This is a genomic window from Polynucleobacter sp. AM-25C3, assembly GCF_018882335.1.
GTDB lineage: Bacteria > Pseudomonadota > Gammaproteobacteria > Burkholderiales > Burkholderiaceae > Polynucleobacter.
In genome coordinates this window covers 67,096-90,993 of record NZ_JACVOS010000003.1, presented here as the reverse complement: position 1 = coordinate 90,993, position 23,898 = coordinate 67,096, and the positions used below count along the sequence as shown (strand labels likewise).

Here is a 23,898-nt window from a genome sequence, read left to right as displayed (position 1 = left end):
GCTCTATCCCTCGCTCACAACTTTAATTTTGCCGGTGACCACATCGTTAATCAATGATTTACGTAGATCGTTTAGATTTTTAATCTGCCCATTAATTTTTTGAACAATGTCGTCGATTATTTTTGTTCTTTCATTTAGGTATGCCGCTATAGACATCTGCTCTTCCAATGATGGTATAGGAGTCATTGCATCAGCTATTGCTGACTGGCCAAGCCCTACCCGCGTAATGCCCTTTGCGCTTATCTCAAACCGATGGCCATAACTCTCAGATTGAAATAGGCGAAACAGGTAGGCTCCAAGCAGCAGCTTCGTGTTGGTTTTAATTTGCGCCAAATGATACCCGCACAAAACCCCATCGAGGGTCTCGGTTACTAGAGCAGGAACTGCAATATCGTCCGCCGTTTCAGAATCCTTGGTAATTAATACATCATTTTTTTTAATTCCAAATTTAAGCACCTCCGCAACATCTGCAGTTGCCCACATGAAACTCTTGGCAAGCCGACTATCAATAAACTCATTTTTATAAACATCCACATAATTACATAGGCGAACGCTAATTTCATTCTCGTCTGATTTTTTATCGACATTACTATTCTGAATACTGGCTAATTCTTTAAGCCTTTTAAATTTCCAATGAGCAGGCACCTGACCAAACCATTCAATACCGCTTTCTTTAAGGGGCACTGTTTTATCCAAGCCTCGCATAACAGTTTCGGTAATTAATGATTTTTTTAGTGCGCCGTACTTTTCTGCCTTTTTCGTAAGCAAGTCTATTTTTCTGTCAATCTGTTTGGTTTTGGCATCAAGATATGCTGCGATTCCCGCCTGCTCAGAGATGGGGGGAAGAAAAATAAATAGATTGCCAATCTCCGTTGCATTTGTAGCGGGATAGCTAACTCCTTTTGATATAGCACTGACTTGACTTATAAATACATCTGACATCAGCCATTTTGAAAAAAATGAACCGTCCACTAATTTATGAGGTGATAAGACTGCAAATCCAGTCGAAACAATTAAATTGTCAGCAACTCCAATCTGAGTTACTGCCTTTAAATATGTCCGCACAGTAGAAACGATTGTGTCGCCATTTCTAACAATACGTTTTGCACGAGACGGCGCATCTCTAAAGCTCATTTTTTCAGACGTATATCCCGAAACCCCGTATGTAACACTACCAATATCAACATAATCAAATTCATAATCTGGCGCAGTATTGTCAGGCAAGGTTTTGGCATTTATATACGCAACCTCTTTAATCCTAGCCAAAGCCCAGTGAGCGGGCTTTGCACCCAGCCACTCTATCCCACTATCTTCATAAACAGCATGATGCTGAGTCATTAATACACTCATAACACAAGCCCATCTTCTAGTGCCTTTAGCTCTTTATCAATTAGGCTAATTTCCGCAACAACCCTATCTACGGGTAAGGTCTTTTGTGGCCTATAAAAAACTTTATTGAAGTTCAGCTCTACTCCAACTATGTTTTCTAAATATGTGAACGGCTTACTAATGTAGCGGGTCATAAATAAATCAATTGCATTTTGATTTTCTGCAGCGTCTTTATAGAATGGGATGATTTCGTAATCTTTTTGGTAATCAGGGCTTAACTCTGCGCCAATCTCAATGCGCTCAGGTAATTTTTTGGTTGCCTTTTTAAAGTTAGCCGAAACTGAAATCTTCCCACCTCCAAGAGCTTCTGTAGTGCCATTACTTTCCTTAATTAAGGTTTCTTGACTTGGATCGTAGAAGTATTTAGCTTCAGCCGTTTTAATGACTAGTGGCTGCTCTTTGTAATCTAGTTGCGCTACTAGTGGCTTGATTACCTCTATATAGTATTTTTCTAATGATGGATATTGATGTCTATCAAAATCCTTGATCATGAATTCTGTTAACTCAATTTCATTTTGGGTAATTAGTATTGGCGATAGCACTTCAGAATTACTGCGTCGCATCTCCCCAAATCTGTCTTCTTTCCTTGGCAAATGGTCTTCAAACGTGTGGCCTTGCACATCAACATTCGTGAGCATAATCGCCTGTTTATTGAAATAGAAGGCTTCTTTATCAAACACACGGGCATAGTCGTTGTCCCGATACTCTGCCAAGGTTGTCACAATAGCGAGTCGACTCTCATCATCAATCTCCTTTCGCTTTGAGCCCTTGCTTTTCTTTAATTGAGTGAATTTTTCGCTTCCATCAATAAGCATCACTTTATTTTTTTGTACACTCTTTTTATTTTTATTGAGGATCCAAAGATAGGTATAAATGCCTGTATTGAAAAATTCATCCGTTGGAAGTTGAATCACCGCCTCAACAATGTCGCTATCTAACATCCATTTACGAATGTTACTCTCAGCCGACCCAGCATCACCACTGAAAAGGGTGGAGCCGTTATGAACCACAACCCCCATGCCAACACTATCGAGCTTTGAGATAAGGTGCTGCATAAAGAGCAACTGCCCATCAGATATAGATGGGAGAAACTTGAATCGCTCAGTTTTGTCATTGACGATATCTTTTTCATAACCCTTCCAGCTCACACCATATGGAGGGTTAGCTATGACAACATCAAATTCTTCATTGTCAAACTTGTCATCTACCAGAGTATTCCCATGTTCAATTTTTGAATCTGGTCGAAAACGACTTTCAATCTTTGCAAGCGCATATAAAGCATCATTCCAATCCTGGCCATATGTTTGCGTAAGTCGCTTGAACTTCTGATTTATCCGATCTTCAACCCCAAAGAGCATATTCCCACCGCCACAGGTGCAATCGTAGATCTTAAGTAAAGTGTCGGATTCTTCAATCTTGGATGCGATGATTTCCGCAATCAATGCAATAACGTCATCAGGGGTATATTGCTCACCAGCGGTCTCCGCCGAGATATCCGCCCATTTACGCTTGATATGCTCCTCAAGGGTGGTGATCTCGGAATTGTTAAAAGGCTTTAGGTCAATCTCGGCCCATAGCTTGGTGTATCCGAGTAAAACTTTTTTTGCCTTCAGCTTAGTGATTACGCCTTTGATATCAAGAAACTTTTCGCCCTCACCTGCATCAACGCCCAATAAGTCTTTGGTCTCACCATCAAAACCCTTTAGATATGCATCAAAATCAATTTCAAAGGACTTATCATTTTTGCAGATATCAACAAGTGACTGATTCTTTTCAAAGATAAAAATGTTGTAACCCTGACCCTTGTCCTTGATAAGGTTATACAAGTCATCTTTATGAATTTTTTTGAATGCAGCTTCCCCAATTTCAGCCTTTAACTCATCAAACATGCGAGCAAGTCGACTTTCAATCATGGTGAGCGCAAAAAATGGCATCATAAATGAAGGCCATTCGGATTCTTTAATGCCTGAGCCGCGAAGTAAGTCGGCCGTAGCCCAAATTTTTGATTCGTATTGAAGAATATTCATATGATTATTTTTATTTAATTGTTAACCGTTAATTGGCGCCAACATCTGCATGTGTTGGCCATAGTTCACTTCTGATATCAGACATCCGCCGATCTGCAATCTCGATAGATGCCTCTAGACCGCAGAGCTCATCATATTTTTTCTGATACCCGCCTAACTCTGAAGCCTTGGGAATTGGCACCTTAATTTCTTGCATCAACGTTGCTGGAGTGACGTGGGCTACAACTGCCCCCACTCTAAGAGACTCTAGCTGACCCTTAAAATCATTCGAGCGCAGGTACATGAGTAAATAGATTGGGCTAATATCCTTATTCACTACGCGCAAAGCAATACAACTCTGTGAAGGCACTACCGGAGATTGCACAGCATCAGTAGAAATGGAATCGCCATGTAGCTTCATTACGGCATGCCGCGCTGAAGGATCGACAGCTGGAACACGCCCAATAAGTGCTGATTTACCAAGGGTGCCTTTTATTGAAAGCAAGATATCTCCTTGCATCAACATCGAATCCTCTAGTTTTCTTCCATTAATCGATGTGGTTTTTGAGAATGGTCCTGACACCTCACGCCACCCATCTAACTCCGGGAAGCCAGCCTCTTGAACGCTTAAGGCCGCTGGATCCTTTGAAGCAACTGGCGCACGAATAACCTGAACCAACTCCCCAAGTGAGCGTCGCGGCCCAGTAAGAGACTGTCTAAGATATCGGGCAGGTACAAGATTGAAATCTTGCTTTGCAATTTCTTCGACTTCTACCGTAATTGATATTTTGAGATCTTCTTTTTCGCCCATCATGAGCGATACAACCTCTGGTAAATCAAGGATTCGGGAGAATCTCATGGTTGACTTAGACTCAATCGTGAGCTCGGCTGCATCAGTAAAGCGAACCTCTCTCTTGAAGTTTTTCCGATCCAATATTAGAAGGGCTGAGGCCATGCTAGTCACACTCATTTGTCGAGTTGGCAACATGGTTACCGCAGATAATGCCCCCTCATTTAGCAAAAGGTTTTCTCGCAATCGTTGCTCTTGTCCCTTTGCAAAAAGGACGTTAGGAGATACCAAGAAAACTGCACGCTTTGAAATCCTCGGCCAAAATGCTGCTACAGCCCAGCTATCACTGCGATCCAGCTGAACTTGCGCGAAGTGTCCTTGTCGTGAGTACAGTCCATCCCCGCTAACTTGCTCTAAATTGATACCCTCCCATTGACGCCAACCGGTCCCAGGCTGAATTCTCATATTAATTGGGGGTGTAGCAATTGAGAAGTCACAATGTAAATCTCGACTCGCTCCGGATCGGGGGACGTCAAAAACCACCGATGCTTCATTTGACATGCCTACTTTTTCAATGGCCAGTAGTAGCTTTAAATGTAACTGCGAACGACCAAGGGGCCCTGCAGCAATTACCTTCAGCCCCTTTCTTACTGCTCTGACTACCAGCTGCCCGCTTAAATCAAACGGAATCCATACGCTATCTCCTGATTGAGCGTTAATACCAGCAAATAACAATTCACAAAGTTCGGGGGCCAGCACAAGCTCACCAAAAAAGTCTGTACGCAAGGATCCTGCAAGCTGCCAGGGCGCATCGATTACATTCCAATCCTGACTATCGCCTTGTTCAATCAGCCCAGTAACAATACTTAAGGCCTGTGTGCGCGCAGTCAACTCACTCGGCGAATCTGCCTGCAGACCCCAAACCAACTCTTTTGCCTCATCAGGGATCGGACTATATAGATGGTGATCCCATGTCTTGCGTAAAAGTAGGCCGTTGATTCCGGAGGCTCCGCCATTGATATCCAGGGGGGTTAGGCGGCAGGCCGCCAGCCAGGTGAGCGCATACAACCATGCATCCCCCTGATTGCGACTTAGTCGCGCAACGTTCATAAGCTCTTGTAATGCTAGAACTGCACGGTTTTCGTTATTAGAAATCATTCTGTTAATACCTTTTGATTAAAGCCCGTAGGCTCAGTTATACCTGTGGCCGACGGTGATGATGGTTTCTTCATCTTCAGCACTCACTACCGCATAGCATCCGGCAAGCGTCTCAAGCCGTTGGCTATGCCCGATGGCACGGCCCAGACTAGCCATTGCCTTTTCAGTTAGTAAGTATCGAATTCCACCTTGACCGTCATGAGTGCGCTCACCATAGGCAAGAATCAGCGGAACACACTCCTGAGGGATTGCACGTTGTTGTGCACGCTTGTAAGCGTGGCGACTAAGTTCAATCTTCCGGCGGGACATAGAGTCGTAATTGGCATTTGAGATCATTGGGATAAAACCTTCTTTTCAGCGATGTACTCAGTTTAGTACATCTAAGAAATATTTGTCAACTACTAGATATGTAGTATTTTTACAACCTTCAATATGTGCTGAAATGCTGGTTAGAAGGCCTGCAGGGCATTAGCCAAGGTTATATATCCTCTGGCTCACTATATGAGCCCGCCACTCCTTAAGCTTAATAAATAGAAATAAACCCGCTTAAGGAGATCGCCATGAAATACCTTATTTCCCTGCTATTGATAGCCCAGATTGGATTGTTTGCCCGCAATTCCAGCGCCCAAGTGATGAATTTAGATAATTCCCCTTACAACATGCAAAACAGTCCATACAACATGGAAAACTCATCGAACAATATGCGCAATAGTCCATACAACATGGATAACAGCGCTTATAACGTTAACTCCAAAAATGGGGTTTATGACAATACTGGCAATAGGATTGGATATGAGGTGAAGGCGCCTAGTGGAGTCACTAATTATTTTGATAACTCAGGCAATCGGATTGGTTATACGCCAGCCAAGCGATAAAAGATGATCTTTAGCGCCATCATCCTCAGCATTGTGATGCCTTTACAAATCGCAATGAAGAATCCTAAATTCGAACCCTTTATTGTTCAGGCCACCCTTGATGCCGCAGTCATTGCTGGCATTCCAGCCTCTAGATCAGCAAAAAAATATGCATTGCAAGCGCAAAAACCCGACTTCTTAATGGTAGAGGCTCATCAAGCAGCAGAACCTGTCGGCTGGAGAAGGCTTTACTTTAGGAAGCTTTTTTCTTGATGAGGGCGGGCGTGGTCAAAAGATTACTAATGGGGCTCTGTTTCTTATTGTGCTCAAACTTACTCCACGCTTATCCAAAATGTAGCCTTTATGAACCATATCGTTGCATCCCCACTTATGGCAATAAGATTGTTTGTGGCTGCGGACTTTAATCACCTCCATCAAAAGCTCATTTCATGAGCCAGTACGGTAAGATTCAAATACAACCCCCAATAGAAAGCCATCATGGGTGACATGGAACGACTGCATCGCATCAAATACATGATCCAAGCACGTCACTGTGTGCCGCTTGAAGATTTCTTAAACGAACTAGAAATATCCAAGGCCACTTTCAAGCGGGACTTGGAATACTTGCGCGGTCGTATGAACGCCTCCATTATTTATGACCGATTTAAGGGCGGCTATAGTTTTGATGGGCAAAGCATTGGTGAAAAGATCGAACTACCAGGTCTTTGGTTTTCTGAAAAAGAGGCTACCGCCCTTGTTCTCATGCAGCACCTTCTTTCTGGCCTTGATAAGGGCGGACTGATTGAACCCCACATTGCTCCACTTACCTCAATCATTGATGGAATTTTAGGGCAGGGCAATACACCCGCCAAAGAATTGCGCAAGCGGCTCAGAGTATTTGGTATGTCAGCTCGTAAAGGCTCTATCAAGAGCTTTGAAGAGGTGGGGAGCTCCTTACTAAAACGCAAGCGCTTGCAAATTACTTACTACGCTCGCGGAACAAATGAGACAACTGAGCGAGAGATCTCTCCACAACGACTCATCTTTTATAGGGATAACTGGTATTTAGATGCTTATTGCTATTTACGCAAAGAGTTAAGAAGCTTTGCTCTGGATGGAATTAGCAAAGCACTCATCACCAACACTAAGGCTGATGAGATTTCAGAAAAACAGTTGCATGAGCACTTTGCAGAAAGCTATGGGATTTTCTCGGGCAAAGCCAGCCAAAGAGCCAAGCTCAAATTTTCACCCGAAAAAGCCAGATGGGTCAGTAGTGAGACATGGCATGGGCAGCAAGTAGGCAGTTTTGATAAGGAAGGCAACTACCACTTGGAATTTGATTACAACCAAGATCCAGAATTGGTGATGGATATCTTGAAGTATGGGTCAGGTGTTGAAGTATTGGCACCAGCGAGCTTACGTAAACGGCTTAAGGACGAACTCGCTAAAGCATTGAAGAATTATTAAACTGACCCCGATAGGGTCTGAACTTTAGATTTTAGATGGGGATAGTCAAAAGTTTGCATGAATTACAAATCAGGGGAATACTTCCGACATTGGGACAAAATGAATTTAACAATCTCGTCAATTTCAACTTTACCTTCATCAGATTTAGCAAACTCTTCCCAGCAGGCCTCAAAAGCAGCTCTTTTATCTTCAATTCCATAAACTTCAACCATCTTGCCAAAAAGACTGTGAACATTTGATTGGTCAATATGGTATCTAAAGCCCTGATCACCATGAGCCCTCTCATATAAGTCACATAAAAATTTCTCGGGCGGACTATCTCCATACAAAAAATATAGCCCGTCTTGAGGGGGGTAGAGCAGCCCATGATCCTTGTTCTCTTTATTTCGCATATCACCATCTAGAACACAAGCATGCCCACTTTTAACCCTCACTTGATCAAATATTCTCTCCCTCACCTGAAAATTTTGATATGTTTTTTCTGCCGCCCCTGATTCAATAACATTAATGAGGTTGGAGCTAATACCGGGGACTTTCTGCAACTCTAGCACTCGTAGCGCTTTCTGCAATATCCTTTTTGCAGTTTCGTCCTCGCAAAAGATATCAAGCAAAGGATAGCTCTCAGAATCCATCTTCGAGAGAGCCGCATTTATGCTAATTGGGCATATTGCTGTGCTTGAACCGCCCTTAGACTCAATAAATACCCTCGCCCCATCTGGGACAGAGGATAAAACTGTTGAGCTATGTGAGGTAATAATGAACTGCTTGTTCCCGCTAGACGAAATATCAAACAGCACACTCATAAGGCGTCGCTGGACTTTTGGATGCAAGCCCAACTCAAGCTCATCTATAAGAATGAGAGAGTTTTTTGGAGCTTCAACGCAATCTATCAAAATTCTAGAAAGCACATCTTCGCCAGAGGCTGAGTTGTAACTTGAATAGCTACTAGAGACAGAAAATCCAAATAAATCTCTACCATGATGATCTGCTAACTTACTCAAAGAGTAACCTTCTTCAAGCACGAATGATAGGTAGTGCTCTATTGATTTCTGCGCCTCATTGTTGCCAACAGCCGCCCCTACGGCAGCTTTTGCCTTCCTATGAAGGGCAGGGGAATGATGCCTAGCAGGCAAGATTCTATCTAGATCCAGATAGACAACATTAACACCCTTGATCTGTGATTCCTTTTTCCCAAGACCACTCCATTTCTTGGTGCCCATCTTTCGCTGACCATGCTTCCACTCAACCTTCTCTCCGGACTTAATCTGAAGCTGGTAGGTCCAGTCGCCGGTTTGAATATCATGATTTGTAAACTTGAGAACATTGCTCCAGGTTTGGCGCTCAAGCTTGCCGTTTGTGTAGTTTCTTTTTTTGAAGTCCAAATGACTACATGCAATGGAAAGCAGTGCGGTTGTTTTGCCTGCCTTATTAGATCCTGAAATTACTGTAATCGGAAATTTAAACTCCAACTCAAGCTGAGGAATATGTCTAAAATTTTCAAATTTTGCCGCATGAATAAACCGAGGGTATTTCCTTGGGTCACTTAAATTAACATCTTTAAAGACGCAATCATAGGCGCTATTGGGGTTCATTAACTACTCTCGAAACATGGTGAATTGCAATCTTTATCATAGTAATCAGTTTGTGAGAAATTGTTGTTTCATTCTAATCTTTGATAAGACTGGAGTCGCAGTAGCTAATGCGCGCTGAAAGTGTGTCGCATCGAGCCTCTATCACAGGAGGCCGGAAATCAAAAAAATCCATCAGCTTGCGCCCCATGGGAAGATAAAGCACTATTTTCGGAAAGATCAATATAGCTAACTTATTTTGAATTCTTCGGGGAAAATTGCTGATATTGATTCAAGTTGTGAGTCAATTGCTCTCATGCGTGCCATTGCCTCAATTAATGGGCCAATAGATCCCATGGTGAAGTTTTCACATTCCCATGCAATAAGATTATTTGAATAAATTTTCCACTCGGCATGTTGCTTTCTAAAACGTTGACGCATCCCATTTTTGGTGGCTAAATTAAGACAACGTTTTAATTCCTTGGAAAATTTAATGCGTGACTTCTTGTAGTTATCCCATGCATGATTATTCATCTCATATTGTGTTAGAGGCAAATCTTTCCAAACAGTCGCCCACTTGACGGCATCGAAAGCATTTGTAAATGCAACAATTGAATCCAATGCGCTTTTAGCATCCTTATAGCTAACTATAAAATTACTAGCAGCCTCATGAGCCAAAATATGTCTCTGCTCAAAAGCAACAGATAAATCCCTCCAAAGTGACTTAATATCATCAATAACTGGACTTCCATTGCCGACTTTATTGCGCACAAAATAGGGATCTAATGCAGAGCTCATTAATTTTTTAAAATCATCTTTGAATAATGTATCGAAAACTTTTTCAAGACTTGCCACCGAATTAAATGGCATTGAGTAGGCTATTAGCTCACCAATAGTAATTGTTTTTCTATGCAGAATAGACAGCAATTCTGCAGAGCTTTTAAGGGCATCGGAACTTAAAATGAGACCCCTTTCCAGATACATTGGATTAAAATCAACAATTGATGCTATTGAAGATCTAAAGTGAGTTTCAAGTACGGATATTGCAGCAACAGGAAAGTGTCTATACAACTCTAAAGCTTGTTTTTCGCCTAAGTCTTCCAGTGAATTTTGTAGAGCCCTGACTCTATTCGTAGTTTCAAACAAAGCACCATCAGATAAGCCCGACTTCATGCGTAACCTTGCATCAAGTAATCTTGCCTCTAGATTCCCATTGATTTTTTTAGCCATTTTTTCTTTTTGACAATTTATAGGTTGAAATAATCGAAGGTTGGGCGCAACTTATCTAACTTCGATTTAATAATCTCTTTAGCTTGATAAGAAATAACTCTACTCTGGACGCTATGGCCATTAAATAGATTCGGATTGCTTCTTTTGCTGTTATTTTTAAATAACATCTCGTTGCCATAATATCTATAAATGCTTGAATCAGTTTTTTGGCTTTGGAATAAACTTTCCTTTTCCTTAGTCTAAGCTTATTCTTGAGGTCTAGAAACTCTTAATTTGAATAACGACTAAACGTGTCCGTATTTCTATGTTTAAGGCGGATACTGTTTTTAAGTATTGCTAGACTTTGGGGTCGCTTGATAATTGTGGCAACAACCCCAAAATGGGATCCAAATAGCTTTCTGAGTATTTTTGGTCAAACTTAAATTTAGTTGCATGGCTAACTAAATACTGTTAAAGTACGATCATGTTTGAACAATGCCTCTATTTCAATACCACCAGCCTAGCTCGTCAGCTGGAGAAGGAATGGACAAGTGCATTTAAGCCTTTTGGACTGACTCCTTCCCAAGCCTTCATGCTTAGAGTGGTTTTGAACAAAGCCTCGCTATTGCAAAGTGAGTTGGCCAGTGAGATGAATATCAGCCGCCCAACCGCTACTAGGGCTTTAGATGGACTGGAGCGTCTCTCATTAATTAAACGAGTAGCCTCTGAGAAAGATGGCCGGGAACAAGAGATTCATCCCACTAAAAAAGCCATGGAGATGAAAGAAGCTATTAATGCCGCTAGCGTAGCAGTAGCTAAGCGCCTTAAGAAATCCTTGGGTGCTAGTCATTTTGAAGATGCTGTAGATCAAATACGAGGCATTAGCTCCGCCTTAAAGTAATGCGTTTTTGTGAGTCCTTTTTTATTTCCTAATTAGTTGCATAGCTAACTTAATGACCAATCAAGACACAAGGAGAAGCAAATGAATATTGAACTTAGTAACACCATCATCCAAGTTACGGAAGCCAATAAGGTGAGCCTTTCAAAAGCACACAACGCACGTCTGGAATGCCTAGAAGGCAGCATCTGGCTGACGTTTGATGATCTTGACGGAGATTTCCTCCTTACGGCAGGGGAACATCTCTTGATTAACAGCAACGGCTTGGCTCTAATTTCGGGACTTCCATCTGCCAAGATCAGGCTGACTACACCAGCAATACAGCCAACCGCCTTCAGTAGATTGTTGAGTTGGATTAATGATCATTTTCTGAACCTTATAGTTGCATAGCTAACTGTTTTATTCATTAACAACCAAACCACCTCAGGAGAATTTCATGCCCATCCTCAACGTTAAAGTGAGCGGACAAAAGAGTATTGCCACCACCAAAGCTATTCATGAATTACTACTCGATTTGACTCATCGCATTCTGGGTAAGAAAAAGGAGGTCACTGCTATCGCAATTGACTATGTTGATCCCGATTGCTGGATGGTAGGCGGTAAGCTACTGAGCGAGCAGGGTAAAAACAGCTTTTACTTTGATATTAAGATTACCGATGAAACCAATACTAAAGATGAAAAGGCTCGGTATATTAAAGAGGCTTTTGCGGGGTTTGAACAAATCCTAGGCAATCTGCATGAAGAGAGTTACATCTATGTGCAAGATGTAAGGGCAGCTAGTTATGGTTTCGGCGGGAAAACCCAGGAATGCCGATATCACCACTAAACCCCAGCTTTATGAACGGTTTTCAGCTGGTCGGTTGATTATTTGATCAATATATTGACCAAATAATGGGTTTATGGTTAAAATAATGATCAAATGACTGCTTCTGAACTTAGCCCCATCCTAGAGCGCCAATTGCTATTGCAACTAGGCGATCGCATTAAGCGCTTACGTAAAGCGCAAGGGCTTGGCACGGTCGAAGTATCTGCGCGTGCAAAACTTACTCGCAATACTCTACGGTCGATTGAAGCAGGCGATCCATCTCCTTCAATCGGCGCTTACCTACGAGTGATGTCCGTTCTTGGCGTTAGCGGAGAGTTAGCGCTTTTGGCGGGCGATACGATGCAAGCTGCTCCCGCCGGATCAGCAGGAGCAAGGTCCAGACGCACTACCCCTAACGTACAAGTACGCGTTTTGCAAGATAACGCCGGGCACCGACTTCAAGATCTACAAAGCCTTACTCTGCATGAAGAAGCTGTTCAGTTAGTGAAGACTGATCCTGCCTTGCTGCTACAGGCTCAAGACACCCTAGAGCGTTGGCTTGCTGCTGGCGACTCTCGCTCAGCTAGCCTATGGCGTGAGTGGCAACTCATCTTAAGTGCAGGCTCTTGGCGCAAAGTGCTTGGCCGAACAAGACATGCTCAGCAACTCAGACAAACTTCACCACTGGTGACCATCCTTCCAGATGAAGTGCGCCTACGCATTTTGAAAGATGTGAGTGCACTCAAAAAAGGGGTTGTCTTTGGTAGCTCTTTGACTACCGCCCAGGATGAGCAAGACTTCAAGGAACTACCATGACACGAGAAGAGCTAGAGCACATCATTCGCGCCAGTGCCGATGTCACCAACCAATATGAATTTGTGATCATCGGCAGTCAGTCAATGCTAGGCCAAGTGCCCAATCCAGAAAAGGTCTTCACCGTTTCTATGGAAGCGGACATCTATCCACGACAGGCTCCTGACTTGGCTGATGAGATTGATGGCGCAATTGGTGAAGGCTCACAGTTCCACGAGACTTATGGTTACTACGCTCAAGGTGTAGGGCCCGATACCGCAATATTGCCAAAAGACTGGATGACGCGTGTCCATCGCGTACAAAACAACAATACCAATGGTCGAGTGGGGTACTGTCTTGATGTGCTTGATCTCTTTCTTGCAAAAGCTGCAGCAGGGCGAGACAAGGATCGAGAGTTTTGCATGGCGCTACTAGAGTACGCCTACCTTACGCCCACTCAAGCCCTAGAGTTGGTGCCGACTATGCCTCTCGATGATGATGGGAAGCGAACGCTACGCGCAGCGATTCGTCGCTGGGCTAAAGCATTACGAGATGCGGGTCATAATATTCTGCAGGAATAAAAATAAATTACAGCCTCTATCACCATTTAACATATTGATCTAGATTAGTATCCCGCAACTAGACGCCTGCCCACTCATAAATGCTTCTCGCAATCGGAGCTGGATCTTCAAAAGTGACGACCCTAAATCCTTGTGTCTCTAGCCGCCAACTCTGCTCATCAACCAACTCTGACATTCTCCTGAACTCACCTTTTTCATACTGCGATTCTTTCGCCGTCATGATAAATAGCGCAATATCATCAATCGCCTTAAGATTTGCATAGGTAGCCAAATCCCTGCCAGCTCGCAACATATTAAGCTCCACTGTTGGGGCTGACTTATAAACTGCTGACAATACTGACCCGACTTTATTTTCAGGCCTTAAATTGAAGCTCAGCAAGTGGGAACTCTTTCCATCTTCGGAAGGAATTAAATGTTGATCATCAACCACTATTTTTTCAAATTTTGTGCCTGCAATCTTTTTTAGTTCATCATTTACAAATTGGCGAACTTGATTTGTATCCAACGTTAAAAACCCTTTGGTATTTTGAGCCTCAGCAGAAGGCTCAAGCACAACCATCTCACTAAATAATCTATCTAAAATCACGCTCTGACTATCGCCAGAAGTAAAGTGGTTAGAGGAAATCGCTATAGAAGCCGACTCAAATCTGATCTCTTTGACTGAAGTCCTCTCCTTTTCAGCTCTTAACAGAGTATTTTCAGCCAGCTTTAGGAGTTCCATAAAAAAAGTAGCCTGTTTTTTGCCATAAATACACTCGAACTTCGAGGCATCCGCAAGCAATCGAAAAGAGAATTTTCCAGCAGCATCTTCGACCAATACCCCTATCGTAAAAGACTGTGGAATAAAAATATTGGGCCTAAGCTCTATTGTTGACCAATATCCATCAAATTTTTTAGGATTAATTATGCTTAATTTTTCTCTAAGATGAGAATATGGATCTTTAGTGCCTGGCATAGAAATTTTGATCATACGATTACTCCCAACTCATTTGATAGCCAATTGATCTCTGCACGAGCCGTTAAAAAACCATCTATCGCGTCCCATATGGATTGAGCGCTACCTGCATCTGGAATCAATGTAAAAATTAACGCACTAAGATCACCTCTAGTCGCATTCATTGCGCTGGCATGATTTTTGCCATGGCTAGCAACCGCCAGCTTAAATTTATTAAATTCTTTTATATTTAAGTGATTTTTAGCCTCTACAAGAATGGTTTTCTCAATAATCTCAAAACCAAACCTACCCTTCCATAATTGATCGTAAAGAATATATTCATTATCAATCGCAACCTGTTCGCCATTCTGCTTTAAAAGTAAATTTCCAGTGTTGCGATCTTTGTTATTTACCCAATAATCGAAAGCGCATATGCCTGCAACCTCATACTTTTTATACGCCCCTTTTTGTCGCAAAGTCGCAAGCCAACTCCAACTATTTGTTATGGGCTTTCCATTTACTTCGGAAACACAAAATGCCAAAGCCTCAGAGTGGTTCAGCCAATGTTGATCCAACTTCATGGAGTGACGAAGTCTATCTAGAGGAACCATAATGAGGGCTGCAAAATCAGGGGCCGGCAAATTTAACGCTCTAATTAGCTGCCAACCAATTGCCTCGGTTATTGGGCTTGGCCAATTTTGAGGACAAAGTTTTACATAGCAGTTATGTAACTTACCAGAGGCATCTTCGACTGAAGCTAAGTGCGTGGTTAAATTCATTCCCTTATTGTTAGGCTCGCCACGGAATTCTCGCCAAGAAGCTGAAGATAGGATATCAATCATTACAGATCATCATAATCCAATGTAATCCTAGAGCAAACCAGCGGATAAGATTGACATTTAGATAACGCTGTTCATGTCAACAAAATATCCAGCCTTACGGAGTTCCTTTGCTACAGCGATGTGCCAAGCCCCAGGATCATCCATTGGGATGTAGACCACGCCACTGATGTCATTGGGAATTTCAATATCCCCTTTTACGAGAGCGCAAACATTATGACGTCCCAGTTTAGCAATTAAATATCCATGCTCAAAAACAACATTTTGTCTTGCTCTCGACTTCTGCGCACTTGTTCCAGCAAGACCTCCTTCATCGCATGCTGTGTAAAGAGCAATGGCGAAACCAACCTCCGTATGCTCTTCAATTTTTTCTATTATTGTTTTCCCTGCGCTTGGCTGTTCATGAAGAATAATTGCAGTGAACCCAAGCTTTTCAACAAACCGAGCCGTTTCTGTTTTTGCCAAATCATCCCTACCATGGACAATAAAAATACGGTTATTTGGAGATTGTGGCGATGAAGATTTTTTCGTGGCAGATGCACCATTCGCATCACCCGGGCATAGAGGGATTAACTCTAGTCGCTCGATAATCGACTCAAGTCTGTGAATCTTTTTATTTATATCTTTGTAAACCTCAGCGATCTTTTCACTTAGAGATGATTCATACATTGACATTGCCATAGCGCCCCAGAAGTCATACTCCTTAGCGAGCTCTTCCGTAGTAAAGAGACGCCTTAATAACTCCGAGTTAAACGAATCCCACTTGCTGTAATCATTCGATAGGGTTTCGAGGGAATCTTTAGTGTCAGTATGTCGCTGCTTTAGTTCAAGCCCCTTTTCAATCCTGGTTTGAAGCTTCGATTTCGCATCCTCTCGAGAGATGCGCAGCTCCAGAGATATGGTTGTAGGCTGTTGCGCAGGCGGTCTTCTAGTTGCCATAAGAACTCCTTTTATTTGCCTAACAGTTTAGCAAGCGGACCCGTTGGCTCAGCACAATATTCAGGATCAATTTTTCAACTATGCATAAAGGGGGTCTCTTGCCTAGCAATACAACTGACTGATGTCTATTATTTGAGTCAATCTCAATGGCCAGTTATGACCGGACTGAGACTTTCAAACAATTTAACCATTATGTGAGTGATTGCAATTGACTGGATAGCTGGCTTTAGCTGGCCGCAGAAATTTCCTCAACAAATCATAGTTGCCAAATAAAGCGTGTATCTCAAGATAGCCCATTCAATTTTTTCTGATTTATTGCCCAGCTTAATCAGCTCTAGGCCCAGAGGGCTTTCCTCATATTTAATTCCCAGGAGGGCAAAAAGAGTTTTGTATTGCTCAATTACACTTGAAGGACTTCTCCCATCAATAGCAACTTTCTTTTTGATCCGAAGCTGATTAACTTCTAATTTCATGCGGTGAGCAACATAGTCTCTTAGTAACCATGCCGCCTCTTTCGGGTTTGCGGCAATCCATTTGCAAATGATCAGACTCCAATCCTTTACCTGCAATTGATTACCCCTAATTAGAATGGGTTTAGGCAAGTAAATCCCGTTCACAATTTCACCGGGCTTTCGATCTTGTACCTCAACTTCCCCGATAGGATCGGCCGCCTCATTTGTTAGATTTGATAATCCGGTTCTACGAATAAACACTGCGCGCTTGGGCTGATCTAGTGCGCACGTAGCGGTTAAATTCTGCGCTCTAGTAATGACGTCTTGCGCCAATTCTGGGCTCCAGCCATGCAGCTGTAAGTAATGGCCAAATGTCTCTCTATCGCCGCGGTGCCGTTTTAGTAATTGATAAAGGCTCGCGATACCTTTGGGGTGCTGATGCACAAACTCTAAGAGAGAAGAGGCTGGTAAGTCTGTCTTTAGCTTTGGCTTGCGATGGGCTTTGCGTTGCTCATTTAAGGTCGATAACTCGACGTCTTGCTCTGTGGCCTCACCAACTACCGGGGCTTGATTTAACAACGCTTCAATAGAGCATTGGTTTTTACGCTTTTGATAATTTCTTGCAGTATCGGGATATAAGTTGATTACCAAACCTTGGGGCAATTCAAAGATCCGTTCATGAACGTACGCTCCAGCCAAGAGATCAATCACATGAATGTAACTTTGTAATGTCGTGACTGGCGATGAATGTCCAAGCAGCCGTGACACTAAATACAACTGCGAATAGGACACTCTGGGGTCATTGAATAATTGCAAACGCAGCTCGCGTGATCGCGCTTGAAAATCCTTAATCTGTACTGCCCTTTGGGAATAATCATTCATCTGCCACTTTGAAAGATCTAAGCCTTGATTCTCAATACTCTGAATACCGCCGTACATCACATCTAATAAAAATGGCCAAGAATGGGTCAACTCAGGAGCTGCCAACAAGAGCAGAGTATTTGTAGCGCAAGAGTGCCGCAAATGATGAAAGCGCACTGTCTCGCGACCTGTAACCGCGCGCATAGCTAAGTGAATCAAATCGACGATCCGCTCGACATTGGGCATCAGCGTGCCCACTTCATGAACAAAGAGGCTGTTTAAATTATCACGATCGGACTTGCTTAATCCATCAGACTGCTCAGCTATGCCGCTCGATTTCACACGAAGGCCAAAGCAATGGTCATGCGCCTCCTTTGCAGATAGCTCTAATAGGTTTCCTGAAAAAAGATTGCCAACGTATCTAGATCTTGCCATAACACTGAGCCATCCCAATTCCTGATCTAGCAACAGTCCTTTTAATGGAATGACTCGCGTGGAAGAGGGCGTTTTCAATCGCCGCAGATTCCAGCGCTGCACGACCAAATGCGTGGCGATCCCACCATTGTTAACGACCACATGACTGGTACCCAGCTGGATCACTTCTGAGCGTCGCAGTCCTAAACGATAGGCTAGCGTCAAGGCCATTAAACAGACGTTTTTTTCAATGGCCTCTTTACCATGGCAGGTCTGGTAATACAGGTGCCGAGCTATTACCTGAAATTCTGGCTCACTAATATATTCAGCATCGGTATCAGAGGCGAGATTACGGGACTTATTGTCATAATGCACCGCAGCAATATCGCCTTTTGCGATTAGAAATTGATGCAGTTGATGCCAAGCGCGTCGCACAATCTTTCGCTTGCTTGCCGATGGAACCAGCTTAAGCAGGTCATCTAGCTCTTCCTTGCGCTCGGTAGCAGTAAAGTCGCACAGGTCCTGCTCTAACTCATATTGTTCTAGCAAGAGTTGGGATAAGGTTTGCACATAGCTCATCATGCGCGTGCTATTGAGCTCATTTCTTCCGCCAGCCAAGGTTTCTAACAAATGCCGTGTCCACGCCCCTAACATGCGCGTTAATGGATACTGCGAAACCTCATATTGAATATCTAACTCATCTAAATTGGACCGTACTTGGTCTATTACCAAAGCAGAAATATGCTCGATTTTTTTTAGCTTCCGCAACTCTTCCAGCGTCTTATACACCCACTGCGAATGAGCGCCCACCTCTTCGTCTGGCGCGAGCTCATCACTCACATCGTCTCTAGGCGTCTTTTCCAACGTGCTTGATGACTCAAAATGCGGCGTTTCATCTGCGTTGCGAATCACTGCTGCCAAACGAAGCAAGGAGTCCGGCTGCAAGCCTGTAGTTTGAAAGTTGCCCGCTAAATAATTCCAAACATAAGAGGGGAGGCTGCGAATTTGAAAACCTTCACTCGCAATGAGGAGGCGTTTTAGCGAAGAAAAATGATTTAATGCGTGCGCTATTTTTTCTCTTTCAAGTTGGCTTAGCTTAGGGCAATGGCCAGGTTCTTGTAATTGAGCAAGCAGCCACATCAAGAAAGCCTCAATCGATTTCCAACTACGATCAGGGCTCACCTGAACCTCTTTCCAGGAGGATCGATAGCGCTGATGAATAATCGCACTTACCGGATCGGCAATCCAACGATCTTGTGTTAATGGCTTAGGTAAATCCTCTTCTACTACATTCTTATCAGATGTTTTTTCCGGCGCGGCTAGTGGCCACTCTTTATGCACAAATATGCTCGATAAGGGCTCATCTAAATGGCCCTTGCCAATACTTACTTGCGCAATTTGAAAAAGTAGCTTGCGCCTACAAACACCCGAAAACAAAATTGAGCAAAATAAATACCAGCCCATTTGGGCTGGCTCACTCTGCATGTTTGCCTTACTGGCGCGCAACTGATCCACAGTTAAATAGCCATCTTCGATCGCGCGCAAGATGATGGATAGCCTTAAGTAATGATCCTCATGAAATTCATTGGCATAGGGATTGGGCTCAGGCACCCTAATCGTGAGGACACCCAAGCCCTCCCAGGACAAATTGAGTTTTTGAGCACAGCGTTTGAACTGCGCATCCACACAATTAAACAGCCAACGTTGCCAAGCCATATCATCACAAGCCAATTTCATGACATCACTCAGGTACCGATCGATGGCACCTTCATCGCATTGCCCTGTAATATGTTTTTTTGCTAAGAGTGCTCGCGCAATTTCTTTTGCGCCCCTGTTTTTAAGCGACTCTTGGGTGAGCGGGTGGGGGTCAACCAATTCGAACATCAACTGCTGGGCATCTAGGCCCAACATGAGCAAAAGCCAGCGATCAAGCAAGCCGGTCTTTTCCAGCGTTATATCAATCGATTGAAACAAAATATTGGCAATATCTTCAACCAAGGTTTCGGGGTTAGGAAGAGTCGATCGCTTTTTAATTGCCACCCCCACCTTGGGCGGCGGATACTGAGTAATCCAATCTTGCAACTCCCCCATAGCAAGCGATGTCGATGGTGAGCTTGAGAGGGCTTTGAGATTAGCCCTTAGCCTCAAAATCCCTTTTATTTGCGATTTTTTCGTGCCATTGATTACAGGTAATTGAGAGGTGGGATCACTTACCTTACCAAGCAACCCTTTATTTTTGGCTCGGACTTTTTTCATGCGCAAAATACCAAGACGATTAAATTCATTCTCATTTACTTATTAGTCACAATGGCTAGCGCACGTGAGGCAAAAATACTCTTGGGAATAGTGAGCGTCACAGGTTTAAAGCCGAGCCTTTTCATGAGGCTTTGCAACCTGGGCCCTATCTGCTTTGCATAAGTGGCAAAACTAAAGCCGCCAAAAGAGTGGTAGGGGCTTGTGCCCGTCACCCAATGACCCAACCAAACCCGAATCAATTCCTCGGGAAGTTCATTGGCATAGGCATTTTTAATCGCGCCATCTAACAAGGGCAACTCTGAAGGGCTCGCCAAGCTTTTAGCTTCTTGCTTTTTTTTCACGGCCACTTTACGCAAATCCTGATCCTTTAATACATGAGGAACAAACTTACGATAAAAATTAGGCTCAGCACCATTAAAAGCCGCGCCAATCTCTTTTCTCAACTGCTTGCCGGTGTAGGGCTTGGCTATTAAACCTTTTTGGTCATTAAATTCCAGCAAGACTAATGGGTACATCTTTTTTTGCGTGGACACGCCGCTATGGATCAGCATTTTTTGCAATCGGTCTGCTATGGCATCGTATTGCTCCATGTGCTCACGCAGGGGTTTTGAGATCCAGGCCAAACGATCTTTATCACCTTGGGCATTCGATTTATCGCGCAGCACAATAGATCCAAAGATGGAATCGATTTGATCAGCCATGACATACGGTATTTTGTGAGGGCGGTTTGAGCTCTCCATACAAAACCACAGCGACGTTAAAAATGTATAGCGATTCCAGCGGTAAACCCAGAGCTCCATATCATTTTCAGACTCCTCTTCAGATAGGTTGCCCCGAATATCTTTGATAATTTGGGCAATCCCATTTTTTACGGCGCGCATATCAATCAGCCCCGTAGAACCCAAAATCGGGTTCTGTGTAGGCGGCATCAATAAAAAATCTTTTTTGCCAAACAGCCGCGTGCGATCCATCAAGACATTTTGCAAACCAGTGGCCCCTGCATCGACATAACTATGCAAATCATGGGTGAGGTAATGCAAGCCTGGTCGCCAATATTTTGGTAAATCCCAATCCAACAAATCAACCATCGCTTGATCGACACCCGATTTGATGAGATGTTGATTTCCGTACTGCTTTAGGGTGCCAAAACTGACCTTACGCTCACCAATACCAAGATCGTGAGCCTGATTAAATTCATCAAGATACTGTTGGCAAAAACCGCTGATCTGCTCTGCCTCAATCTCTGAGAATGCCCGGGCATAGCCCAAGCAGGATTTTGCCTCGTAGCGCTCAACAAGAATTTTTGCAATTCCAGAGGAATCAAAAAACACAATGGTATCGGCATGATTCCAATGATCGGCTTGATTTTGATTGATTCGATCTAAGTAAGCATAAGAACAAATCTTGTAGCGCCAGAGATAGATTTCCCGATCGCCAATCTTAGACTTAAGCGCCATTAGGGGACAGCGCTGAGCCAACTCTTTTTCTGACTCAATTAAATCTTCTGGAAGGTTTAATCCAAATTTGGAATCGGCTCGCCCCTTTAGCCACTCTTCTGGCTTTTCAGGTCCACCCATGACTTCTAGCGCCCTGCTTAACTTGATGCCAAGAATCGCCACCATGCGCAGCGCAATCGTTGCCCAATAAGGCATCGTATTAAAGCCAGCATCTCGCTCCTTCTTATTTAGAAATGTTCTTAAGAGGACAAGCTCAGCACCCGTTAAGGTTTTTTGATCCCAGGAAATTCTTTGATTGTTCGACGCCAATAGACGCTGTGAGTAACTAGAGCTTTGATCAAGACGTAAGCGAGAGCCTTTGCCCTTGGGATACTTAATCCGCTCTATTGGAGGCTCAAGAAAATCATCCGTTGGGTCTTCGCCGCTTTCTTCAAATTCCTCCAACTCATCGCTCGTTAATGGGGGCACCCACATTGACCTACGAATAATCGGATCCCCATACCGATCTTCCTCCCCGCTGATATCGCCCAAAAAGTGATCCGCAAAGATATGCGCTCCGGGATCGTATCTACGGTTTCTAGATCCGCCACCTCCTGCGCCACCGCTACCCCTATGGCCAGGCAGCTCTACCAATATCTTTAACAGGCTTGCCAGCTCAGCTAGTGGATGCTCCCCCTCATCGTCATTATTAAATCCGTCCTCTTGTAAGGTCCTTGCAATTTCTTCAATACGCTTACTTGCCTGCTTACGAAATTGCTCGCCGGGTAACTCCAATAATTTGCCTAATTCAAGCGCGAGATCTGTTTTTAGCCACTGTGAACTTAATCTACGCACGATGGTTTCTGCTTTTTTAAAGCGCGAATGATTTGCTTCAGACAAAAGATTGGCTTTAATTAAGCGCTGACTCTCTAGCCTTACCTTTTCTTGAGATGGCAGATTGCCTGCAATTTCTTTGCTTGCCAATTCATGATATTGACCATAAACAAGACCCGTTAATCGCCTTGCATAAGTAAGTTTTTGCTGCATTGCAACATCATTAACGTTTGTTGCAGCATCAAAATCATTTTGCAAACAGGAGTAAAGAAGAAAGTTCCCGCACCCGTTCGTATACATTGGGTTAGAAAAATGCATCGCACCATTTTTCATGGAATTTTGGCGTCGCCCAACATAAAACGCCTTAAACCGCTCTTGCTGGTTGACCCTTTGATTCGAGGTTGCCGCATTGATGGCATCCAAAATTTTCTGGGCGCTGTTCTCTAAGTCATCCCAAGGAATTGAACCCATCGTGGCGTCCTCGCCCATGGCATTCTTAATTTCGGAAATCCGCTCGGGCACCCCATTAAATGCCCGAAATCCATGGTCTGGCCGGATATACCAAATGAACTCTAAAAACCAAGCAAACTCCTCTTGGTCAAGATTTTCTAAATAGTACTCCCAAGAATGATTGGGGAAGATCGCCTGAACAATCTCCCTAAATGGTTCGCTTTGGGCATATATAACTTGCCCAGATTCCTCTGTCTTGGTTTGGCTTTTAGCCATTATTCCCGCCCGATGGGGTCAATGCCCTTTGCTCAAGCTCAAGACGAATCCTGGAATTTTCCTGTTCTTGCTCCATCTCCAAGCGCTTATTAGTCGCTCGGTAGTCTCTGGTTTTAACCAAAAACCAAGCCGCTAACTCCCTTTGGTTAAGCATCCTTCCAAACCAGCGCATGAGATTAGGGACTCTTAAAGCAAGGGCAGGGGCATTAAGTCGATCAAAATTTTGAGATAAGTTGCTGTACTCACGAAGCTTTTCAGCTTTCAAAAATCGGCCCGCCACCAAGCAAGTTATCTTTGCCTTAGGTCCCACCCGCTGAATTAGCCACCAAGCAGCAGGTCTTGTTAGCAACTGATAGCGCTCACCTTTTTTGTGAACCATCGGAGGATTGGCTATTAATATATGCAAAGCAGCTTGCACGCTTAAAATATCGGAATCGGGCTGCAACACTGCGCCGTTTTGAAAATTGCGAATTTCCTCACTTAAGTCTGGATCGAGCTCAATTTGGTCGGCCTGAACGTCGATCAAGGCGAATTTCGCGTTATTGCCCATAAAGCCTCTAGATATATAGATGTTTTCATCCTAGGCCGATACTCACATGAAGTCAATGAGATTTTAATGAGCGAACTGGTTTGTGTTAAATTGTTTTAAATAGATTTGCTCATTTTATTTTTTAAAGCCTTGAAGTCCCT

Annotated in this window: 20 protein-coding genes; 8 read left to right on the top strand and 12 right to left on the bottom strand. The window is 43.5% G+C overall.

Annotation, left to right across the window (positions count from 1 at the left end; genetic code table 11):
* Nucleotides 1-3 precede the first annotated feature (3 nt).
* The 4 genes from ICN12_RS02645 to ICN12_RS02630 all read right to left on the bottom strand — a co-directional run bounded on the left by ICN12_RS02645 (nt 4) and on the right by ICN12_RS02630 (nt 5,679).
* A complete protein-coding gene (locus tag ICN12_RS02645) occupies nt 4-1,350 on the bottom strand; it encodes a restriction endonuclease subunit S (protein WP_216270537.1) in 1,347 nt (448 codons plus the stop codon).
* The gene (locus ICN12_RS02640; protein ID WP_216270536.1) at nt 1,347-3,278 is read right to left on the bottom strand and encodes an HsdM family class I SAM-dependent methyltransferase; all 1,932 of its coding nucleotides are present in this window, start codon (nt 3,276-3,278) and stop codon (nt 1,347-1,349) included. Before ICN12_RS02640 ends, ICN12_RS02645 begins: the two co-directional genes overlap by 4 nt.
* A 166-nt stretch (nt 3,279-3,444) precedes the next feature.
* Nucleotides 3,445-5,343: an N-6 DNA methylase gene (locus ICN12_RS02635; protein WP_216270535.1), complete on the bottom strand. Its 1,899-nt coding sequence runs from the start codon at nt 5,341-5,343 to the stop codon at nt 3,445-3,447.
* A 33-nt stretch (nt 5,344-5,376) separates the two neighbouring features.
* Complete coding sequence (locus ICN12_RS02630) at nt 5,377-5,679, bottom strand: hypothetical protein (protein WP_216270534.1); 303 nt, start codon at nt 5,677-5,679, stop codon at nt 5,377-5,379.
* 224 nt (nt 5,680-5,903) lie between these two features.
* Between ICN12_RS02630 and ICN12_RS02625 the strand changes: the two genes are divergently transcribed.
* The 3 genes from ICN12_RS02625 to ICN12_RS02615 all read left to right on the top strand — a co-directional run bounded on the left by ICN12_RS02625 (nt 5,904) and on the right by ICN12_RS02615 (nt 7,664).
* Entirely contained in the window at nt 5,904-6,218 is a 315-nt protein-coding gene (locus tag ICN12_RS02625; RefSeq protein ID WP_216270533.1) for a hypothetical protein, read from the top strand.
* Between the two features lie 3 nt (nt 6,219-6,221).
* Nucleotides 6,222-6,470, top strand: a complete 249-nt coding sequence (locus ICN12_RS02620) for a hypothetical protein (RefSeq protein ID WP_216270532.1) — start codon at nt 6,222-6,224, stop codon at nt 6,468-6,470.
* 225 nt (nt 6,471-6,695) lie between these two features.
* Complete coding sequence (locus ICN12_RS02615) at nt 6,696-7,664, top strand: helix-turn-helix transcriptional regulator (protein WP_216270531.1); 969 nt, start codon at nt 6,696-6,698, stop codon at nt 7,662-7,664.
* Between the two features lie 62 nt (nt 7,665-7,726).
* Here ICN12_RS02615 and ICN12_RS02610 read toward each other — a convergent pair whose 3' ends face one another.
* The gene (locus ICN12_RS02610; RefSeq protein ID WP_216270530.1) at nt 7,727-9,256 is read right to left on the bottom strand and encodes an ATP-dependent nuclease; all 1,530 of its coding nucleotides are present in this window, start codon (nt 9,254-9,256) and stop codon (nt 7,727-7,729) included.
* 225 nt (nt 9,257-9,481) lie between these two features.
* Nucleotides 9,482-10,462 carry a hypothetical protein gene (locus ICN12_RS02605; RefSeq protein ID WP_216270529.1) on the bottom strand — a complete coding sequence of 327 codons (981 nt, stop codon included), beginning with the start codon at nt 10,460-10,462 and terminating at the stop codon, nt 9,482-9,484.
* A gap of 463 nt (nt 10,463-10,925) precedes the next feature.
* Between ICN12_RS02605 and ICN12_RS02600 the strand changes: the two genes are divergently transcribed.
* The 5 genes from ICN12_RS02600 (at nt 10,926) to ICN12_RS02580 (ending at nt 13,517) form a co-directional block, all read left to right on the top strand.
* The gene (locus ICN12_RS02600) at nt 10,926-11,342 is read left to right on the top strand and encodes a MarR family winged helix-turn-helix transcriptional regulator (protein WP_216270528.1); all 417 of its coding nucleotides are present in this window, start codon (nt 10,926-10,928) and stop codon (nt 11,340-11,342) included.
* An 81-nt stretch (nt 11,343-11,423) separates the two neighbouring features.
* On the top strand, nt 11,424-11,729 hold the full coding sequence (locus tag ICN12_RS02595; RefSeq protein WP_216270527.1) for a DUF2917 domain-containing protein: 306 nt from the start codon (nt 11,424-11,426) through the stop codon (nt 11,727-11,729).
* Nucleotides 11,730-11,775: 46 nt separating this feature from the next.
* Complete coding sequence (locus tag ICN12_RS02590) at nt 11,776-12,165, top strand: tautomerase family protein (protein WP_216270526.1); 390 nt, start codon at nt 11,776-11,778, stop codon at nt 12,163-12,165.
* A 93-nt stretch (nt 12,166-12,258) separates the two neighbouring features.
* On the top strand, nt 12,259-12,960 hold the full coding sequence (locus ICN12_RS02585) for a helix-turn-helix transcriptional regulator (RefSeq protein ID WP_216270525.1): 702 nt from the start codon (nt 12,259-12,261) through the stop codon (nt 12,958-12,960).
* Nucleotides 12,957-13,517 (top strand): DUF6036 family nucleotidyltransferase, encoded by a 561-nt coding sequence (locus ICN12_RS02580; RefSeq protein WP_216270524.1) that lies wholly within the window; start codon nt 12,957-12,959, stop codon nt 13,515-13,517. Before ICN12_RS02585 ends, ICN12_RS02580 begins: the two co-directional genes overlap by 4 nt.
* A gap of 58 nt (nt 13,518-13,575) precedes the next feature.
* Here the strand turns inward: ICN12_RS02580 and ICN12_RS02575 are convergent, their stop codons facing one another.
* The 6 genes from ICN12_RS02575 to ICN12_RS02550 form a co-directional block, all read right to left on the bottom strand.
* On the bottom strand, nt 13,576-14,487 hold the full coding sequence (locus ICN12_RS02575) for a hypothetical protein (protein WP_216270523.1): 912 nt from the start codon (nt 14,485-14,487) through the stop codon (nt 13,576-13,578).
* Nucleotides 14,484-15,230 (bottom strand): HipA family kinase, encoded by a 747-nt coding sequence (locus ICN12_RS02570; protein WP_370624927.1) that lies wholly within the window; start codon nt 15,228-15,230, stop codon nt 14,484-14,486. Before ICN12_RS02570 ends, ICN12_RS02575 begins: the two co-directional genes overlap by 4 nt.
* Nucleotides 15,231-15,350: 120 nt before the next feature.
* Nucleotides 15,351-16,229 (bottom strand): TIR domain-containing protein, encoded by an 879-nt coding sequence (locus tag ICN12_RS02565; RefSeq protein ID WP_255537658.1) that lies wholly within the window; start codon nt 16,227-16,229, stop codon nt 15,351-15,353.
* Nucleotides 16,230-16,477: 248 nt separating this feature from the next.
* Nucleotides 16,478-20,212 (bottom strand): site-specific integrase, encoded by a 3,735-nt coding sequence (locus ICN12_RS02560; protein ID WP_216270521.1) that lies wholly within the window; start codon nt 20,210-20,212, stop codon nt 16,478-16,480.
* Nucleotides 20,213-20,247: 35 nt separating this feature from the next.
* Entirely contained in the window at nt 20,248-23,208 is a 2,961-nt protein-coding gene (locus tag ICN12_RS02555) for a hypothetical protein (protein WP_216270520.1), read from the bottom strand.
* Nucleotides 23,201-23,758, bottom strand: coding sequence for a hypothetical protein (locus ICN12_RS02550; RefSeq protein ID WP_216270519.1), 558 nt, complete (start codon nt 23,756-23,758; stop codon nt 23,201-23,203). The genes ICN12_RS02555 and ICN12_RS02550 overlap by 8 nt, the downstream gene beginning before the upstream one ends.
* Nucleotides 23,759-23,898: the final 140 nt, after the last annotated feature.

What these genes read in the sequence shown, in the direction of transcription:
- ICN12_RS02645 (WP_216270537.1), bottom strand. Translation starts at nt 1,350, where the DNA reads ATGAGTGTATTAATGACTCAGCATCATGCTGTTTATGAAGATAGTGGG.
- ICN12_RS02640 (WP_216270536.1), bottom strand. Translation starts at nt 3,278, where the DNA reads ATGTTTGATGAGTTAAAGGCTGAAATTGGGGAAGCTGCATTCAAAAAA.
- ICN12_RS02635 (WP_216270535.1), bottom strand. Translation starts at nt 5,343, where the DNA reads ATGATTTCTAATAACGAAAACCGTGCAGTTCTAGCATTACAAGAGCTT.
- ICN12_RS02630 (WP_216270534.1), bottom strand. Translation starts at nt 5,679, where the DNA reads ATGATCTCAAATGCCAATTACGACTCTATGTCCCGCCGGAAGATTGAA.
- ICN12_RS02625 (WP_216270533.1), top strand. Translation starts at nt 5,904, where the DNA reads ATGAAATACCTTATTTCCCTGCTATTGATAGCCCAGATTGGATTGTTT.
- ICN12_RS02620 (WP_216270532.1), top strand. Translation starts at nt 6,222, where the DNA reads ATGATCTTTAGCGCCATCATCCTCAGCATTGTGATGCCTTTACAAATC.
- ICN12_RS02615 (WP_216270531.1), top strand. Translation starts at nt 6,696, where the DNA reads ATGGGTGACATGGAACGACTGCATCGCATCAAATACATGATCCAAGCA.
- ICN12_RS02610 (WP_216270530.1), bottom strand. Translation starts at nt 9,256, where the DNA reads ATGAACCCCAATAGCGCCTATGATTGCGTCTTTAAAGATGTTAATTTA.
- ICN12_RS02605 (WP_216270529.1), bottom strand. Translation starts at nt 10,462, where the DNA reads ATGGCTAAAAAAATCAATGGGAATCTAGAGGCAAGATTACTTGATGCA.
- ICN12_RS02600 (WP_216270528.1), top strand. Translation starts at nt 10,926, where the DNA reads ATGTTTGAACAATGCCTCTATTTCAATACCACCAGCCTAGCTCGTCAG.
- ICN12_RS02595 (WP_216270527.1), top strand. Translation starts at nt 11,424, where the DNA reads ATGAATATTGAACTTAGTAACACCATCATCCAAGTTACGGAAGCCAAT.
- ICN12_RS02590 (WP_216270526.1), top strand. Translation starts at nt 11,776, where the DNA reads ATGCCCATCCTCAACGTTAAAGTGAGCGGACAAAAGAGTATTGCCACC.
- ICN12_RS02585 (WP_216270525.1), top strand. Translation starts at nt 12,259, where the DNA reads ATGACTGCTTCTGAACTTAGCCCCATCCTAGAGCGCCAATTGCTATTG.
- ICN12_RS02580 (WP_216270524.1), top strand. Translation starts at nt 12,957, where the DNA reads ATGACACGAGAAGAGCTAGAGCACATCATTCGCGCCAGTGCCGATGTC.
- ICN12_RS02575 (WP_216270523.1), bottom strand. Translation starts at nt 14,487, where the DNA reads ATGATCAAAATTTCTATGCCAGGCACTAAAGATCCATATTCTCATCTT.
- ICN12_RS02570 (WP_370624927.1), bottom strand. Translation starts at nt 15,230, where the DNA reads ATGAATTTAACCACGCACTTAGCTTCAGTCGAAGATGCCTCTGGTAAG.
- ICN12_RS02565 (WP_255537658.1), bottom strand. Translation starts at nt 16,229, where the DNA reads ATGGCAACTAGAAGACCGCCTGCGCAACAGCCTACAACCATATCTCTG.
- ICN12_RS02560 (WP_216270521.1), bottom strand. Translation starts at nt 20,212, where the DNA reads ATGAAAAAAGTCCGAGCCAAAAATAAAGGGTTGCTTGGTAAGGTAAGT.
- ICN12_RS02555 (WP_216270520.1), bottom strand. Translation starts at nt 23,208, where the DNA reads ATGGCTAAAAGCCAAACCAAGACAGAGGAATCTGGGCAAGTTATATAT.
- ICN12_RS02550 (WP_216270519.1), bottom strand. Translation starts at nt 23,758, where the DNA reads ATGGGCAATAACGCGAAATTCGCCTTGATCGACGTTCAGGCCGACCAA.